General features: G+C 42.6%; 14 protein-coding genes and 1 pseudogene. 6 read left to right on the forward strand and 9 right to left on the reverse strand.

All coding sequences use genetic code 11. The features are described from left to right. Positions 1-159: 159 nt before the first annotated feature. The 6 genes from mutS to ACRQ5D_RS29625 all read right to left on the reverse strand — a co-directional run bounded on the left by mutS (position 160) and on the right by ACRQ5D_RS29625 (position 6,949). Positions 160-2,769 (reverse strand): DNA mismatch repair protein MutS, encoded by a 2,610-nt coding sequence (gene mutS, locus ACRQ5D_RS29600; protein ID WP_091162391.1) that lies wholly within the window; start codon positions 2,767-2,769, stop codon positions 160-162. Between the two features lie 143 nt (positions 2,770-2,912). Further along, a complete protein-coding gene (locus tag ACRQ5D_RS29605) occupies positions 2,913-4,847 on the reverse strand; it encodes an LTA synthase family protein (protein ID WP_432327508.1) in 1,935 nt (644 codons plus the stop codon). Positions 4,848-5,077: 230 nt separating this feature from the next. Further along, on the reverse strand, positions 5,078-5,683 hold the full coding sequence (locus ACRQ5D_RS29610) for an RloB family protein (protein WP_432327509.1): 606 nt from the start codon (positions 5,681-5,683) through the stop codon (positions 5,078-5,080). Continuing rightward, entirely contained in the window at positions 5,676-5,954 is a 279-nt protein-coding gene (locus tag ACRQ5D_RS29615; protein ID WP_432327511.1) for an AAA family ATPase, read from the reverse strand. The genes ACRQ5D_RS29610 and ACRQ5D_RS29615 overlap by 8 nt, the downstream gene beginning before the upstream one ends. Further along, positions 5,914-6,285: a hypothetical protein gene (locus ACRQ5D_RS29620; protein WP_432327513.1), complete on the reverse strand. Its 372-nt coding sequence runs from the start codon at positions 6,283-6,285 to the stop codon at positions 5,914-5,916. Before ACRQ5D_RS29620 ends, ACRQ5D_RS29615 begins: the two co-directional genes overlap by 41 nt. Beyond that, complete coding sequence (locus ACRQ5D_RS29625; RefSeq protein ID WP_432327515.1) at positions 6,266-6,949, reverse strand: AAA family ATPase; 684 nt, start codon at positions 6,947-6,949, stop codon at positions 6,266-6,268. The genes ACRQ5D_RS29620 and ACRQ5D_RS29625 overlap by 20 nt, the downstream gene beginning before the upstream one ends. Before the next feature lie 310 nt (positions 6,950-7,259). On the opposite strand from ACRQ5D_RS29625, the gene ACRQ5D_RS29630 reads away from it, so the two are divergent. The 3 genes from ACRQ5D_RS29630 (at position 7,260) to ACRQ5D_RS29640 (ending at position 9,440) form a co-directional block, all read left to right on the forward strand. Beyond that, a complete protein-coding gene (locus ACRQ5D_RS29630; protein WP_432327517.1) occupies positions 7,260-8,030 on the forward strand; it encodes an oxygenase MpaB family protein in 771 nt (256 codons plus the stop codon). A 3-nt stretch (positions 8,031-8,033) separates the two neighbouring features. Then, entirely contained in the window at positions 8,034-8,819 is a 786-nt protein-coding gene (locus tag ACRQ5D_RS29635) for a DUF817 domain-containing protein (protein ID WP_432327519.1), read from the forward strand. A gap of 210 nt (positions 8,820-9,029) precedes the next feature. Next, complete coding sequence (locus ACRQ5D_RS29640; protein WP_432327521.1) at positions 9,030-9,440, forward strand: hypothetical protein; 411 nt, start codon at positions 9,030-9,032, stop codon at positions 9,438-9,440. Between the two features lie 76 nt (positions 9,441-9,516). Here ACRQ5D_RS29640 and ACRQ5D_RS29645 read toward each other — a convergent pair whose 3' ends face one another. Then, positions 9,517-10,083, reverse strand: coding sequence for a hypothetical protein (locus ACRQ5D_RS29645; RefSeq protein ID WP_432327523.1), 567 nt, complete (start codon positions 10,081-10,083; stop codon positions 9,517-9,519). Between the two features lie 164 nt (positions 10,084-10,247). Here ACRQ5D_RS29645 and ACRQ5D_RS29650 point away from each other — a divergent pair, with 164 nt between their 5' ends. From ACRQ5D_RS29650 to ACRQ5D_RS29660, 3 genes and pseudogenes are all read left to right on the forward strand, one after another. Continuing rightward, on the forward strand, positions 10,248-10,529 hold the full coding sequence (locus tag ACRQ5D_RS29650) for a pyrimidine/purine nucleoside phosphorylase (RefSeq protein ID WP_091162376.1): 282 nt from the start codon (positions 10,248-10,250) through the stop codon (positions 10,527-10,529). 535 nt (positions 10,530-11,064) lie between these two features. Continuing rightward, positions 11,065-15,581: pseudogene (gene gltB, locus ACRQ5D_RS29655) on the forward strand (glutamate synthase large subunit). Positions 15,582-15,584: 3 nt separating this feature from the next. Then, positions 15,585-17,063, forward strand: coding sequence for a glutamate synthase subunit beta (locus tag ACRQ5D_RS29660; RefSeq protein ID WP_112655527.1), 1,479 nt, complete (start codon positions 15,585-15,587; stop codon positions 17,061-17,063). Between the two features lie 106 nt (positions 17,064-17,169). On the opposite strand, the gene ACRQ5D_RS29665 is transcribed toward ACRQ5D_RS29660, so the two are convergent. Further along, positions 17,170-17,595: an SRPBCC family protein gene (locus ACRQ5D_RS29665; protein ID WP_091162372.1), complete on the reverse strand. Its 426-nt coding sequence runs from the start codon at positions 17,593-17,595 to the stop codon at positions 17,170-17,172. Further along, complete coding sequence (locus ACRQ5D_RS29670; protein WP_432327526.1) at positions 17,592-17,930, reverse strand: ArsR/SmtB family transcription factor; 339 nt, start codon at positions 17,928-17,930, stop codon at positions 17,592-17,594. Before ACRQ5D_RS29670 ends, ACRQ5D_RS29665 begins: the two co-directional genes overlap by 4 nt. Between the last annotated feature and the right edge of the window lie 66 nt (positions 17,931-17,996).

The following is a 17,996-nucleotide window of genomic DNA, read 5'->3' on the forward strand; positions in this document are numbered from 1 at the left end:
ATGTTTTTAACATATTAACATGGGTGGAAGAAGTCTGCAAGGCCGATGTCCGAAAGTCCGGAAGTAAAAATGCATAACTCATTAAAACTGCTCCTGGCTTTCGGGCAAGAGGTCAAAACTTTCGGACTTTACGGACATCGGACTTTCGGACTTCGAAAATCAACTCTTCACCACCCTTTGGATTTCGTCCAGCTTCATCAATGCCTCAACCGGGGTTAATGTATTTACATCAAGGTTATTCAGGGTATCGCGTATCTTCACCAATACGGGGTCATCTATTGAAAACATCTGCATTTGTACAGCTTGTTTCTGAACCTTGCGGATACTTTCTTTGATATGCTCGCCGCCGGTGCGTTCATTTTCCAGTTTCTTTAAAATTTCATTGGCACGGGAAAGTACTTTTGAAGGCATACCTGCCAGTTTAGCCACGTGGATCCCAAAGCTGTGCTCGCTGCCACCCGGTACCAGTTTACGTAAAAAGATGATCTGCTGCCCCACTTCTTTAACCGATACATTAAAGTTTTTAACGCGGTTAAACGAATTGCTGAGTTCATTAAGCTCATGATAGTGGGTTGCAAACAGCGTTTTAGCCCTTGCCGTAGGGTGATTATGCAGATACTCGGCAATTGACCATGCAATGGAGATCCCGTCATACGTTGAAGTACCGCGACCGATCTCATCCAGCAGGATCAGGCTCCTGTCGCTCAGGTTATTGAGGATACTGGCAGTTTCGTTCATCTCCACCATAAAGGTCGATTCGCCGGATGAAAGGTTATCCGAGGCACCTACCCTGGTAAAGATCTTATCGACCAGGCCTATTGACGCAGCTTTAGCCGGCACAAAACAACCCATTTGGGCCATCAGTACTATCAAGCCTGTTTGCCTTAATAAAGCCGACTTTCCCGCCATATTAGGGCCCGTAATAATGATGATCTGCTGGGTTTCCGAATCGAGGTAAACGCTGTTGGTGATGTACTCCTCGCCTATCGGCAGGTTCTTTTCAATAACAGGGTGGCGACCGCCCTTAATGTCAAGTACCTTGCTTTCATTAATCTCGGGCTTAACGTAGTAGTTTTTAATGGAGATGGTTGCAAAGTTGAGCAACACATCCAAACGGGCTATCAGTTGGGCATTCAACTGGATAGGTTTAATATACTCGGCAAGCGAATAAAGCAGGTCGTTATAAAGCTGCGTTTCAAGCGCGAAGATTTTTTCTTCGGCGCCTAAAATCTGTTCTTCATATTCTTTAAGTTCGGGGGTAATGTACCGCTCGGCATTAACCAGCGTTTGCTTGCGGATCCATTCGGTTGGCACTTTATCCCGGTGGCTGTGTGTAACCTCCAAATAATAGCCAAACACGTTATTAAACGATACTTTAAGCGATGGGATGCCCGTTAATTCAGCTTCGCGCTTCTGAATCTCCAGCAGGTAACCTTTACCGCCGAAGGCGATCTTACGCAAACGGTCAAGCTCCTCGTTAATACCCTCGTTCATCACCGAACCTTTTACCAGCATCACCGGAGGCTCGGGGTTTAATTCACGTTCTATCTTTTCGCAAATTAGTGCACAGGGGTTAAGCTGCTCGCCAATGGCGCGTAACGGGGCACTTTGTGATGATTCGGCTATGCGTTTAATTTGGGCTATGGCGGTTAGGGCCTTTTTTAACTGGCAAACCTCACGTGGATTGGCTTTTTGTAAACCTATTTTTGAGATGAGCCTTTCCAAATCACCTATCTGGCGTAGATATTGGAGCAACTCTTCCCTCAGCTCTTCGTTTTCTATCAGGTATTCAACCACGCCTAAGCGGTCATTGATAGCTTTGATTTGCTTTAAAGGCATCACAATCCAGCGACGCAGCAAACGCGCGCCCATAGGCGAGCAGGTGTGGTCAAGCACATCAACCAGTGTCATGGCGTTTTCATTGGCCGAACCCACCAGTTCGAGGTTGCGAATGCTGAACCTGTCGAGCCAAAGATACCTATCCTCCTCAATCCTGCTGATGGCCGAAATATGCCCGAGGTTACGGTGTTCTGTCTCATTCAAATAATGAATAGCAACACCGGCAGCGATGATGCCTAAATTCAGTTTATCAATACCAAAGCCTTTGAGCGATTTTACACCAAAGTGCTTAAGCAACGTTTCAGTGGCGTAATCGCCGCTGTATGGCCATTCGTCAAGGGCATAGGTGTAAAAGCGATCGCCATAAGTATCTTTAAAATCGCGTGTACGGCTTTTGGGATAGATCACTTCACTGGGCGAAAAGCTTTGCAGCAGCTTATCAATATAATCGCTGTTACCCTGGGCGGTCATGAACTCGCCGGTAGAGATATCGATCAGGGCAATGCCTATCGTATTCTTTTCAAAATGCAGCGAGGCCAGGTAGTTATTGCTTTTTTGCTGAAGGATGTTATCGTTAGTGGCGACACCGGGGGTAACCAGTTCGGTTACACCGCGTTTAACGATGGTTTTGGTAGTTTTAGGATCTTCCAGTTGATCGCAAATGGCCACACGCTGTCCCGCACGTACCAGTTTAGGCAGGTAAGTATCAAGCGAATGGTGGGGGAAACCGGCAAGCTCAATATGTGTAGCGGCGCCGTTTGCCCGGCGGGTAAGCACGATGCCTAAAATACCGGCAGCCTTCACGGCATCTTCGCCAAATGTTTCATAAAAATCGCCCACCCTAAACAGCAATAAAGCACCTGGATACTTTACTTTGATAGCATTATATTGCTGCATTAAGGGGGTTTCTTTGGTAGTATCTTTAGCCAAGCGGTTACTCCTTCTGTTAATCGGGTAAAGTTAATGCATTAGCGGGGGTTTTAGGGTATTGTTGAAAAGTTGGGGTGGTGTGGATATGTAGCAAATAAGTGTACCTGCCACACTGATTAGGCGTATCCGCTTCTATCGAAACCCTACCTCGCCAACAGCTTCCCGTTCACAATCCTATCTGTATAATCTTGTATCAGGGCTTTACAATCCTGCATGCCTTTTTGCATTTCGGCATTGGGTTGCGCTGTCATCAGGTTTTTTTCCAGTCCTTTGTCGGCCACGGCAAAAATGCCGGTGAAGTTTTTGCCATCAAACAGGTAGGTATAGTTACCCTGCATAAACTGGTAGATGTTACCTGTTGAGTTGATCACCCTTGGCTGCTCATCAGGATGGTTGCCTACCAAACTCCTCCCCCATGATCTGAAGGGCTTGTTATAACCAATCAAATCCACCACAGTTGGGTAAATATCCATTTGCGATGCCAGATCAGTACGCACACCTTTCAGATTATAAGCGCTGTTGGCGCTGTAAAACAGGATAGGCACAGCAAAACGGTTAACCTGCTTACTATATTCAGGATAATAAGTTTGACTGGTATGATCGGCCGTGATCACAAAAATGGTATTGTTAAACCAGGGCTGGGTCTTCGCATAATTGAAAAAAATCCGCAGTGAATTATCCGTATACTGAACACATTTATCAATAGCCAGCGGACCACCCTTAAACCTCGCTTTATATTTTTCGGGCAGCTGATATGGATCATGGGATGACAGCGTGAACAGCGTAGCCATAAAGGGTTGTGTCTGATTGCTCAGCGTATGCCCCATAAACTGGAAAAAATATTCATCCCAAATGCCCCAGATGCCGTCAAAATCTTTATCGTCGTTATATTCGGTACGGCCATAATAGTGCTGATATCCCAAAATACTGCCGAAGCCCTGGAAGCCCATCGACCCGTTGGCTGCCCCGTGAAAGAACGAAGTCTGATACCCCATGCTGTCGCAAACCGACACTATCGACTGGATCTGCTGTTTGGCATATGGCGATGAGGTAAAAGCATTTTGAAACGAGGGAATCCCCGCCAATACCGACGACATGGCATGGATTGATTGCCTGCCCGTTGCGTAGGCATTGGTAAATATAAGACTGCTGCCGGAGATTGAATCCAAAAAAGGTGTATAGGATTTAAATCCCGGTATATTAACGTCGCGGTTCATACTGCCCCAATACTCGCGGGCCATACTTTCGAGTATAATGATCACCACATTAGGCTTATTAGCCGGCTTGGTGTTGTATTGTTTTATAGGTTTGATGTTGGTTTTAATATAAGCCTCATCCGTCCAGTGCTGGAGTTTGTAGTTGTTGGTGCCCAGTGTCCTGAAAATAGCGAACGAGGTATTCAGCACAATATCACCCTGGTTGGGCACCGTGATGTGTTTATAAGCATCAACCATATTAATAGGCCGGGTACTGTGTGCAAAATCGCCCCTAATGCCTCCGATAACCAGCGCCAGAATGAGCACGAACGATATTATAGATGATAAGAAATATACTTTTTTATCCCGTGCTGCGGCAGGTGTTAGCTTCACCCGGTTATAGAGCCAGATCCAGCAAACAGAACACAATATGAATATGATGATCACATACCAGTAAGCTTCCGAAAAATGGGTAAATAACAGTTTCTTGTTATTTTCATCGGCCAATACGTCAAGTGTTGCCTTGGTTGAACGCACCTGGCTAAAGCGATAGTAAATGATATCAACAAAGTTGGTGGCGTAAGCAAGCAAATTGGTAACAAAGTACAGGATAGCCATACCTTTTTGAAAAGCCGGCCGGGTATTTACAGTTAAGGGCAAAACGCTGAGCAGGATAAACAGGCTGTTGATGTACAGTAAAGCCGTGGTATCAAAGGCCATACCGTAATAGCACAATTTAAGCAGCGCCCAAAAGCTATCAACAGCGAACAGGTGCGTATTGAATGCAAAGAACAATACCCTGGCAATAAAATAAAACAAATACCCCAAAAACAGCCTGTATAAAAGTACTTTATATTCGGCCAACCTCAATTTACTTTCCATGAAAAACGCTTTGCTTTAGTTTCCCCAAAGGCTTGACCGGCAGGAGTTGATCAAACCTAATTTACCCCAGGGAGCTAATAAAAAGCGAAAGTAAAAAAAATAGAATAACAATTATTTAATACGAAATCAACGGTGATTTAATGACATTAGGTTGGCAAAACGGAATGTTAAATATTGTTGAGAGAGGAAAATTAGTTTTTTAGGGAAGTGTATGTTTTCTATGGATAGCTTTATTTCCAATTATTCCCCAGAAATGCGACCATCATTTCACCTAATTTGTAAATCTTGGTAACAAAAATTTCCGGGAAATAATAATCTTCATTTCTGTCAACTGCCTTGGAATTTAAAATAGCATTTTCAATTAATGCATAGACCTTTTTAACATTATATCCACCTTGTATAATTTTAGATAAATTATTTTTCAATTTTGCGGGCGAATCCAATTCTGCAGGAATTAATTTTAAAATATGATAGTGAAGCCATACTTCAAAACAAGGATTGCTAATTGCTATGAACCAATTTTGTTTTTGTTCACAATTTTGAAATAGTTCATTAATTTGTTCTTTTGGCCAGCGATCCACATCTAAAACAAACCATAAAAAATCCTCAAGTTCAATCCCATATTGCTCATCATAATTAGCAGCTCTGTTCAATAGATATTTGACTGCTGACTTACCCTTATCTCTTTCTACAACATGAATTTGAATCCGTCTATTGATATTATTAAACTCTTTAAAATAATCATCTTCCCTTTCCCCCTCACATATAATAATAAACTTTCTATAATCTCTAAAGGGTAAACCCTTTTTATATCCACGATTAATTTTTCTACTCATTTTTAGCCCAATTTAAATCTTTTAAATTAGCTAAAAAGGGTATCGCTCCGAATCTTCCTGATAGATATCCTTTACGTATATCTAAGTCGGTTCTTATCTCATAATCACTCAGAGGATAAAAAGATGTTGCGCCCTCTTTATTTTTTTCTGCAAACCATATCTCATCTTGCCTAAAAATGTCTAAGTCTAAAAGGTTGGATTCATGAGTTGTAAAAATCAGTTGCCCTTTTCTATCTGAAGTTGAAAGAATTTTCCTTATAAATTCTTTCAACAATGATGGATGAATGCTTTGATCTATTCTCGTCGATAAATACAGTTACATCATAGTTTATTATTAGAAATAGAGCAGGTATAAAATCCAAAAGCCTTAGTGTCCCTTCTGATTCCTCGAAAAGCTCGAACTTTATTTTCTCACCTAAAATATTATTATGTAACGAAACAATCTTCTTTACTACAGGCTTTCCATTCTCTAATAAAGCTACTGTATTAGGTCCGTGTCCTTCAATGGATTCAAGAGTTCCAGATGTGATTTTTTTCAACAGTCTTTCTTTCTCTTGGATATTGTCTTCTCCAAAAAAAGAATCAAAATCCAATGTTACCATTTCCAATCTCGTCTACTCCTGTTTGAAATTCCCTAATAATATCGTTAGTAAAAGTTTTGAGATCATCATCTACAATAAATAGATTTGTTAATCCAACAAAACGAGCTCTTGGGAAAATTATTAAAATCTGTTTCTCAAACCACAAATATGCGGTTGATATATCTTTAAATTTTCTATCTCTTGCTAAATGAAGAAATGGGACATTTTTATCTAACAAATCGTCTTCATAAACCTCAATCAATATCTTATTTTTTTCAGATTTAAGATATTTTTGATTTAAGCTAAGTTTAGATTTACCTTTCTTAGATACTTTTCTTTCAAAAACCAATTCGTCAGGCTTTTTACCATAACCAACTAAATAAAGAAACTCTTCTAAAATGGAGCCTTCGTTAAATACAATCCCATAGTAATACCCCTTATTCTTATTAACGAATTCTACACCTATGAAGGTCGGTTTTTCAGTAGTCAATCCCAGCTTAAATTTGCTTTCATTTGAGAAATTGTTTTCCCCCTCAATTATAAAATCCTTCAAAAAGTCTACAGCATGAATTAAGTTGGACTTACCAGCTCCGTTTGATCCATAAATTACTGCTGATTTTAGTAAATCAATATTTGTACTTTTATGTACATGATGAGAGTGGCGTCTAATATCGCCGGTAAGCATATTAAACTCCGTAGTCTCTTTAAAAGAGAGAAAGTTCTCCAAAACAATTCTTATCAACATAGCAAAAGTATAAAAACGTGTAATTATAACGTTTTTTTCGTCTTAAACATATGAAATCACAATAATTAATAAATATCACTAAATTTCTACATAATTAGATTTAGGATATTAGTTTCCATTCGACTTTAGTTCCCTTCCTAAACCGAAATTTATTTTCAATTTCTGTTGCAACCTTTAAATCATTCTAATAACTTTGAAATACAAAGTACTTTTATAAATAACAAAATAAAAGCAGCTAAAAATATATAACATGGATCTTTTTGTAGATGAACATTCGATAGTGCGCAGGATTTGGGGTAAGGCAGATACCATCCTGTTCATTTTTGCCGGTGCCGCAGCCGAATTTGCTTTAAATAAGGCTGTCGACTGGCTTTATTTCACCGGAAAACTCCCGGCTGATCCATTGGCACGATTGTTTAGCACCGTAGCTTATTCCCGGCAGATCATTTTTTCGGAGCGGGAAGAAGCATTAAAGGCTATCGATAAAATAAACGCTATACACAAAGGAGTTGAAACGGCACGCGGTTCTCAAATACCCGACTGGGCTTACCGGGATGTGCTATTTCTTCTGATCGATCTTTCCATTCGTTCATATGAGCTATTGGAAAAGCCGCTTAGCATTACCGAAAAAACGGAAGTATTTGACGTGTTTAATAAAGTTGGAAAACGGATGCAGTTAACAGGTTTGCCGACAGATTATCAACACTACCTGCAAATGCGCGAGGAACACCTTCAAAACAACTTAATTAACAGCGCCTTTACCGCCGATTTATATCATCAGTACAAAAAGCATCTTGGTTTTATCCGTTACCAGATCCTGAAACAAGCCCAGCTATTAACCGTGCCCATACAGGTAAGTCAACAACTGCCTTTGGGTAAAACAGCCTGGCTGTGGCCCATTTTAAAAGTATACAAAGCAGTAAAAAACCTAAAACCCGGAAAGTTTTTAAGGGATGCCCTGCTCCCGGTGCAATATAAAACCCAAATCCAGGGGATGGACCAGGCATATGCCCTAAATTGATCTATGAAAACAACTGCTAAACATTTCTGCATTTTTGTTCAACAGCAGGCGTTTTCCTGCCTGTTTCCCGTTTTGGTATTTACCATGCTGGCACTTTCTCATTTGTTTACCGGTGTTTTGCCCCGATACGATTTTATGCTGATGGCCTGCCTGTTTATCCAGGCAGCCCTATATTATACAGGGATCGAGACTAAAGACGAAGTGCTGGTGATTTGTATATTTCACCTGCTGGGCCTCGTGATGGAACTTTTTAAGGTTCATTATGGTTCATGGACTTACCCCGAATTTGCTTATCTGAAAATAGGCGGCGTACCGTTATACAGCGGCTTTATGTATGCCAGCGTTGCCAGTTATATGTGCCAGGCGTGGCGGAGGCTTAACGTGCAAATACAAAACTGGCCTAACCGTTATATTGCCCGCACTATAGGTATTTTGATATACTTTAATTTTTTTAGCAATCATTTTATGCCCGATATCCGCTATGGCATAGGCGTGCTGATCCTTTATTTTTTCAGGCGGTCGGTAGTAGTTTTTCATTTACAAGGAAAAGCCTGTCGCATACCAACAATAATATCATTTATGCTTATTGGCTTTTTCATCTGGCTTGCCGAAAATATAGCTACCCGGCTTGGGGCCTGGCGTTATGCCTACCAGCACCATGCCTGGACAGTGGTAAATTATCAGAAAATAAGCTCCTGGGCCTTCCTGGTAATTGTAAGCTTTATCATTGTTGCCGAACTGAAATTATTAAAAGACAGCACAAAGCCTTTACCCTTGCTGTCGGCTTGAAATACTCTTAAAATTTCAATTTCTGTAATATTTAACCGGCCACTCATCAACAATGCAAACTCTGTCATAATTCTGTCGCATTCCCAGGTCATCTACTTCAATAGGTGTGGTTAATGCACTCGACTTGGATTCATTTCAAATTTCAAAAACTATTTCTTTCCTGTCAAGTTATATTAATAGTTAACTTTTCATAAATAAAAAGAAAAAAATATGAAAAATTTAAGAATAACAGCCGCAGCTATCGCCCTGTCATTAGCCGGCTCTTTGGCATTAGCTAACGGACACCAAGCTCAAAATAACGGTGTATCAGTAACAAAGTACACATTGACCACGGATACTGTGCCAGATAAAAATAAAAAGAAACCAAAAACGCCGGTGCCCACACCAAAACCAACAGATCCTGTGCCAAGTCCAACACCAACGCCTACTGATCCAACTCGGGTACCAACTCCTGCGCCAACGCCAACACCAAACCCTTCACCAACACCTAATACTCCTAACCCGGCGCCGCAGCCAAATACGCCTAACCCAAGCCCTATACCAAATACGCCAAGCCCAACAACACCAAGCCCGACACCTAATCCGTCGAGCCCAACCAGGCCAGCAAACCCTGGTCAATAATCATATATCGGTTTTAAAACATGAACGCCCCGGGATATTGCAACCCGGGGCGTTCATGTTTTATTTTCTAATTTATTTAATTACTGACCTGGGTAAAGGTATAAGGTAGATTAGTGAATGTACCACCTAATATCTGCGACGTTTCAATAGAGGCAATGGTACCATCATCATTATAGTTTACTTTTTTCGTGGTCATGCTATAGGTACCGGTTATCACATTTTTTGATGGATCTATAGAGGTAATTATGATAGAACCCGAACCTGGCTCAACCACACCCACCTGATTATAGGATGTACCGCCAGTTGATGTAAAGTAAGCCATATTTACCTTGTTGGTAGCATCAACCTTATAAGTAGCCACCGGAAAAGTATTGACATTGGTAGCATTAGCATCACTTAAAGTAATCGTCCATTTTACTCTTTTCAGGTCAGCAGTACCAACTACATTAAATGATTTTGTTTTAGCAGTAGCATCATAATTTATAGTAGCGGTAACATCATCCGGGATCCATGATGTACCATTTATAGTTGCGGCAAGTATTTGGTCGGAAGTAGTGGAAGCAGAAGTAACAACGTCCTTTTTACAGCCCTGGAATATTATAGCTGATAAAACGAACAGCATTAATAGTTGGATTTTCCTCATATATAAATTTTATGCAAATAACGATGTTTAAGAAGTAATAATCACAACCGAAATTACTTTTTTCACATATTTTAACATTCGCCGGCACGGCGGCTTTTAATAGTTAAGCCCCAATTATAATACAATTCATTTTATTTAACCATATTAGGCCGAAATTTTTAAACATGATCAACGTAAACGAATATTTTGAAGGTGCCGTGAAATCACTGGCATACACCACTCCGCAAGGGCGCTCAACTATCGGCGTTATTGAACCCGGCGAATATGAATTTGGCACATCAAGCCACGAAACCATGACCGTAATTGAAGGCAGCCTTGAAGCTTTATTACCAGGCCAAAGCCAATGGCAAACTTTTACCAACGGACAAGTATTTGAGGTTGAAGCAAATACTTCATTTAAAGTTAAAACAGAAGTGCAGAGTTCGTATTTGTGTACTTACAGATAGTTGATTTTGTCTGAACTCGAATTGAACGAATTTTGAAAATTTATAGAATTTGCATAGCATCATGTTGATTCCTTAAATTCTAAAAATTCGAGTTCAGACAATAATTCGAAATCAAAAGTTATATAGACCTATCCACTCCCAGAACTTTATCTATACCTTGATAGGAGATTGTTCAAAATTCAACTTTGGACTTGCCGACTTACTGCCCCCGGACTTTTCCCCTCCCAAATCCTACTAATCACATAGGGAAACACCACAAAATTTAATTTGGTTATAGCTAAAAAGTCAGCTTTAATAAATGTATTGCACAAGTTTGGTATAACTTTATATTGATTCTAAATAATTTTTTTCGTACTTTCATTTTGTACATCATAATATTTATCTCTTTTTGTTGAGATAATGTTAAATAATTATGATTTAAATAATTGATTTTTTAGAAATCTTTAAAAATTACCGTAAATTTTATAATTTATTTGAGTTTTGGTAACTTCGTGGTTACACCCCTTATAAAATTGTAAACGGTTTAATTTAAACAATGGATCAAACTGATAGCCACCAGGGTCTTTACAGACCGGAATTTGAACACGATTCGTGCGGAACGGGATTTATAACCAATATCAACGGTCATAAAACCAACCAAATTATTGATAACGCGTTAACCATGCTCGAAAACATGGAACACCGCGGTGCGTGCGGATGCGACCCCGAGAGCGGGGACGGTGCGGGAATTTTAATACAATTGCCCCATGAGTTTTTAATGGAAGAATGCTCAAACCTCGAGATCAGCCTGCCGGAACCCGGCGAGTATGGTGTAGGTATGATATTTTTACCTAAAGATTCGGCCCAGAAAAAGGCCTGCCGTACCATTATTAACAATGCTATTGAAAAATTAGGTTTACATAAGCTGGGCGAGCGTAAGCTTACCGTTGATTCATCAGTTATTGGTGAAACAGCCCGCCAGGCCGAGCCTGATATTGAGCAAATTTATATCGCAAGGCCACATCATATTACCAACGCCGATGATTTTGAACGCAAATTATTCGTGCTCAGAAGGTATATCAACAAAACCATTACTGAAACGGTAGCCGGCGCTTCTGATAATTTTTATTTTACATCGTTAAGCTGTAAAACAATTATTTACAAAGGGCAGCTTACTACCTACCAACTGCGTAAATACTATACTGATCTTTCTGATCCGCGTATTGCATCGGGCTTTGCCATGATCCACTCGCGTTTCTCTACCAATACTTTCCCTTCATGGAAATTGGCCCAACCATTCCGCTTAATTGCGCATAACGGCGAGATCAATACCCTTACAGGTAACTTAAACTGGTTTTATGCCGGCCTGAAATCATACGCTTCGTCGTACTTTACTGCCGAAGAAATGGATATGTTGTTGCCGGTGATTGATAACAACCAGTCGGATTCTGCCTGTCTGGATAATATCATTGAAATATTGTTACACTCCGGCCGTTCATTGCCACATGTAATGATGATGCTGGTACCTGAAGCATGGGACGGCAACGAAGCTATGGATCCGCTTAAAAAAGCGTTTTACGAATTTCACGCTACTTTGATGGAGCCATGGGATGGACCTGCCGCAATTACCTTTACCGATGGTAAACTGGTAGGAGCTTTGCTTGACCGTAACGGCTTGCGCCCACTGCGTTTCGTGATCACCAATGATGGTCGTGTAATAGCTGCTTCTGAAGCAGGTACTTTAACTATCGACGAAAGCACTGTTTTACGCAAAGGCCGCTTACAGCCTGGTAAAATGTTATTGATCGATACTGAAAAAGGCCGCATCATCACTGATGAAGAGATCAAGCAACAAATTGCATCACAACAGCCATATGGCCGTTGGTTAGAGAATTATAAAATTAACCTGAGCGAGCTTTCAGAACCGCGCCTGGCTTTCGCCAACCTGTCTGAAGCCTCTGTATATCGTTACCAGCAGGTATTCGGCTACAGCCGCGAGGATATCGACACCATCATTAAACCGATGGCCCTTGATGGCAAAGAGCCTGTAGGCTCAATGGGAACCGATGTGCCTTTGGCTATCCTTTCGGACAAACCTCAGCACCTGTCAAGCTATTTCAAACAGTTCTTCGCACAGGTAACCAACCCGCCAATCGACCCGATCCGTGAGCGTTTGGTGATGAGCCTTGCTACCTTTATCGGCAACAATGGCAACCTGCTTGATGAGGATAAAATGCATTGTCATTGCGTGGTATTGAAACACCCGATATTGAAAAACCATCAGTTAGAAAAACTGCGCAGTATCGATACCGGCCTGTTCCACGCTAAAACACTGCAAACATACTTTAAGGCTGACGGCCTGCCGGGTTCACTGGAAAAAGGCATTGCACGCCTTTGCCGCTACGCCGAGGATGCTGTTGATGACGGCTTTGAGGTATTGATCCTTTCGGATCGTGCGGTTGATTCTGAGCATGCCCCTATCCCTACCCTGCTGGCTGTATCAGCAGTACACCACCATTTGATCCGCAAAGGTCGCCGTGGCGCTGTTGGCCTGGTTGTTGAAACCGGCGATGCCTGGGAAGTACACCACTTTGCTTGCTTGCTGGCCTTTGGTGCTACAGCTATCAACCCGTACCTGGCGCTTTCAACTATTGAAACCCTTAAAGATAATGGCAGCCTTGAAACCAGCTACGATATCAAAAAGCTGCGCAATAACTACGTTAAATCTATTAACGATGGCTTGTTGAAGATCTTCTCAAAAATGGGGATCTCCACATTGCAGTCATACCATGGTGCACAGGTATTCGAGATCCTTGGTTTGAACAAAACCGTTGTCGACAAGTACTTCCACGGCGCAGTTACCCGTATAGGCGGTTTAGGCCTCGACGAAATTGCCCGCGAAGCGCTTTGTAAACACAAAATGGGTTTTGAAGCCAAAGGGGCAGACAACCTGTTACCTGAAGGCGGTATTTACCAGTGGAAACGCCGAGGTGAAGCCCACTTGTTTAATCCTACTACTGTTCACCTGTTGCAACATGCTACACGCAGCAACAGCTACGAGGTATATAAAAACTATGCTAAGGCAGTAAACGAGCAAACTGAAAAACACTTCACCATCCGTGGCCTGCTTGACTTTGCACACCACCGCGAATCAATCAGTATTGACGAGGTTGAACCAGCAGAAAGCATCATGAAGCGTTTTGCTACAGGTGCCATGTCATTCGGCTCTATCTCGCACGAGGCACACAGCACCATGGCTATTGCTATGAACCGCATTGGCGGTAAAAGCAACACCGGCGAAGGTGGTGAGGATGAAATGCGTTACGAAAAATTGCCAAATGGCGATTCATTACGTTCGGCTATTAAACAGGTAGCATCAGGCCGTTTTGGGGTAACTTCAAACTACCTTACCAACGCCGATGAGTTACAGATAAAAATGGCACAAGGCGCAAAACCAGGTGAAGGGGGTCAGCTGCCGGGCCACAAGGTTGACGACTGGATCGCTAAAACCCGTCACTCTACTCCGGGTGTAGGTTTGATCTCCCCCCACCGCACCACGATATTTACTCTATCGAAGATTTGGCGCAGCTTATCTTCGATCTTAAAAATGCCAACCGCGCTGCCCGTATCAACGTTAAATTGGTATCAAAAGCAGGTGTAGGTACAATCGCAGCCGGTGTAGCTAAAGCCCACGCCGATGTGATCCTTATTGCCGGTTATGACGGTGGTACTGGTGCATCGCCTATAAGCTCTATCAAACATGCTGGTTTACCATGGGAGCTTGGTTTAACCGAAGCTCACCAAACACTGGTACGTAATAAACTGCGCAGCCGTGTGGTACTACAAACAGACGGCCAATTGAAAACTGGTCGCGATTTGGCAATCGCAGCCCTGATGGGTGCCGAAGAATGGGGCGTGGCTACCGCTGCGCTTGTTGCAGGCGGCTGCATCATGATGCGTAAATGCCATCTGAACACCTGCCCTGTAGGTGTGGCTACCCAAGATCCTGAATTACGTAAATTATTTTCAGGCAAACCTGAGCATATCGTTAACCTGTTCCGCTTTATGGCCGAAGAGTTGCGCGAGATCATGGCTGAGCTTGGTTTCCGTACTATTCATGAAATGGTTGGCCGCGTACAGTTCCTGAAAGTGAAAGATAACCTGCAAAGCTGGAAAGCCAAAAAGATCGACTTGAGCGGCATCCTGCACCCGGTTACCAATACTAAAGGCATGACGCTTTACAACAGCGAATCACAGGATCATGGCATGGCCAATATCCTCGACTGGAAACTATGGGAAGCTGCGAAGCCTGCTATTGAAGATAAAACCCCGGTATTTGCCTCATTTGATGTGATCAACGTTGACCGTACCATCGGTACCTTGTTATCTAACGAGATCTCTAAAGTTTATGGTTCGGCTGGTCTGCCAGATAATACCGTTAACTTCAAATTTAAAGGTTCGGCTGGTCAAAGCTTTGCTGCCTTCACCACTAAAGGTGTTTCTTTCGAGCTGGAAGGCGAAGCTAACGACTATGTAGGTAAAGGTCTTTCGGGCGCTCAGATAGCCGTTTATCCGGCAGCTAATGCAACATTTGTACCTGAAGATAACATCATCATCGGTAACGTGGCCCTTTACGGCGCTACATCTGGCGAGTTGTTTGTAGGCGGTATGGCCGGTGAACGTTTCGCGGTACGTAACTCAGGTGCCACCACGGTTGTTGAAGGTATTGGCGACCACGGTTGCGAGTACATGACCGGTGGCCGTGCATTGATTCTTGGTAAAACAGGCCGGAACTTTGCAGCCGGTATGAGCGGCGGTATAGCCTGGGTTTATAACCCTGAAGGTACTTTTGCAGAAAATTGCAATACCGAAATGGTTGACCTTGACCCGCTAAGCGTACAAGACGAAGAGCAGATCCTCACCCTGCTGCGTAAACACATCACCTTAACCGGCAGCAAGCTGGCGCAAAAGATACTAAACAACTGGAATGAAGCATCAACCCAGTTTGTGAAAGTATTCCCGAGAGAGTATAAAAAAGTATTAGAGAAATTACAATATCAAACCATAGGCTAAGAAATGGGAAAACCTACAGGATTTCAGGAGTTTAATCGCGAACTTCCATCAAAAGTTCCGGCTGCTGAACGCGTTAAGAACTATAACGAATTTGTGAATTTATATACTGAAGAGAAGCTTAACCAGCAATCGGCCAGGTGTATGAATTGCGGGATCCCTTTCTGCCATTCGGGATGCCCCCTTGGTAATATCATTCCTGAGTTTAACGACGCCGTGTATCGTAAAAACTGGGAAGAAGCTTACCATATATTATCATCAACTAATAACTTCCCCGAGTTTACGGGCCGCATCTGCCCTGCCCCATGCGAATCAGCATGTGTGTTAGGCATCAACAAGCCGCCTGTTGCTATTGAGGAAATTGAGCGCCACATCATCGAGATCGCTTATGAGAAAAACCTTGTAAAACCAACTGCACCGCTTGTTAAAACGGGCAAAAAGGTAGCCGTTGTAGGTTCGGGCCCTGCGGGTCTTGCCGCTGCAGCCCAACTGGTAAAAGTTGGCCACACCGTTACCGTTTACGAACGTGATGACCGTGCAGGCGGCTTGCTTCGCTATGGCATCCCCGATTTTAAACTGGAGAAATGGGTTGTTGAGCGCCGTGTTGAGGTGATGGAAAAAGATGGTGTTGTATTTAAATACAACAGCGAGGTTGGCGTAAATGTAGCTGCTGATGAACTGGTACGTAACAACGATGCCGTGATTTTAGCAGGTGGTTCAACCATCCCGCGTAACCTGAACATTCCGGGCCGCGAATTAAAAGGCATCCATTTTGCAATGGACTTCCTGAAACAGCAAAACAAACGTGTTAGCAATATTGAAGTTACTGCCGAAGATATCATAGCTACCGGTAAAGACGTAGTAGTAATTGGCGGTGGTGACACCGGATCTGACTGTGTGGGTACTTCAAACCGCCAGGGTGCAGCATCTATCAAACAATTTGAGGTGATGTTCCAGCCGCCTGCTCAGCGTACACAACATATGCCATGGCCTACTTACCCAATGGTACTGAAAACAACAAGCTCACACGAAGAAGGTGCCGACCGTTTCTGGGGTGTTAATACTTTAGAGTTTTTAGGCGATGAAGAAGGTAACCTGCGTGCCCTGAGAGTAGTTGATGTTGAATGGGAACAGGATTTTATGGGTCGCCCTGTAAAATTCCATGTGGTTGAAGGTTCGGAGCGTGAAATCCCTTGTCAGCGTGTATTCCTGGCTATGGGTTTCTTACATCCACAGCATGATACTTTCATCAGCCAGCTTGGCGTTGAAATTGACGACCGTAAAAACGTTAAAGCCAAAGAAGGTGTTTACCGTACCAACGTAAGCAAAGTGTTTACAGCAGGCGATATGCGCCGCGGACAATCACTGGTGGTTTGGGCTATATCTGAAGGCCGCGAAGCTGCCCGCAAGGTTGACGAGTTTTTAATGGGCCACTCTCTGCTGGAAAGTAAAGACGCTGTTAACCAGTTTGACCAGGTGTTTTAAGTTAGTGATTAGAGGTTGGAGATTAGAGGTTAGTTTCTTTTCTCCTTTTTCATAAAAACAACAAAGCCGGGCGTTTGCCAGGCTTTGTTGTTTTTACGTTATTTGTTTACTTTTCAAGGTATTCTTTAAGCGAAATACCCGTAATATGTGTCCAACCGGCAACAAAATTTTCTTTTTTGAAGGAATCCAATGGCGGGAAAGTTTCCAGACCGCTATGGGTGAGGATTAATTTGGTGCCATTCCCTTCAGGAAAAAGTTCCCACGTAACTTCCGAGTCGCCTTCGTAGCCATCATATCGCCAGGTATAAGCAATGGTTTTACCCTCAACAACTTTAGTTACCCGGCACAGGTGACGATATTGAAAATTATCCTTATCTCCCGCCGTAAATTCAAATTCAAATCCTACCTCGGGTTTAAATTCGGCAAGGTCAAAATACCATTCTTTCATTTTTTCTTTAACGGTAATGGCTTCCCATACCTTTTGAATGGGCGCCGAATATACACGTTCAATTACAAATGGTTGTGTGCTCATAGTTTGCTGTTTTTATGGTTATCTGTATTTTGTTCGTTGGTTAAAAAAGCGTCGAGGGCATCCAGTTTCTGCGTCCAAAACCGGCGGTATTGCTCTGCCCAGTCTGTAACTTGCTTTAACTGTTTCAAATCGGCATGGCAATAGCGTTCCCTCCCCTGTTGCTTAATAATGAGCAAACCGCATTCGGTTAATATTTTTATGTGTTTGGATACGGCCGGCCTGCTGATATCAAAATTATCGGCCACGGCATTAAGGTTCATTTGCCGGTTGGCCAGCAGGTTAATGATCTCACGACGGGTTGGGTCGGCGATGGCCTGGAAAACATCTCTTCGCATAGTAACAGAACGGAAACATGAAACCGTTCGGTTACAAATATAAATGAAACCATTTGGTTACGCAAT

The sequence above is a fragment of the Mucilaginibacter sp. P25 genome (genome assembly GCF_050859465.1).
In the GTDB taxonomy this organism is placed as follows: Bacteria; Bacteroidota; Bacteroidia; order Sphingobacteriales; family Sphingobacteriaceae; genus Mucilaginibacter; species Mucilaginibacter gossypii.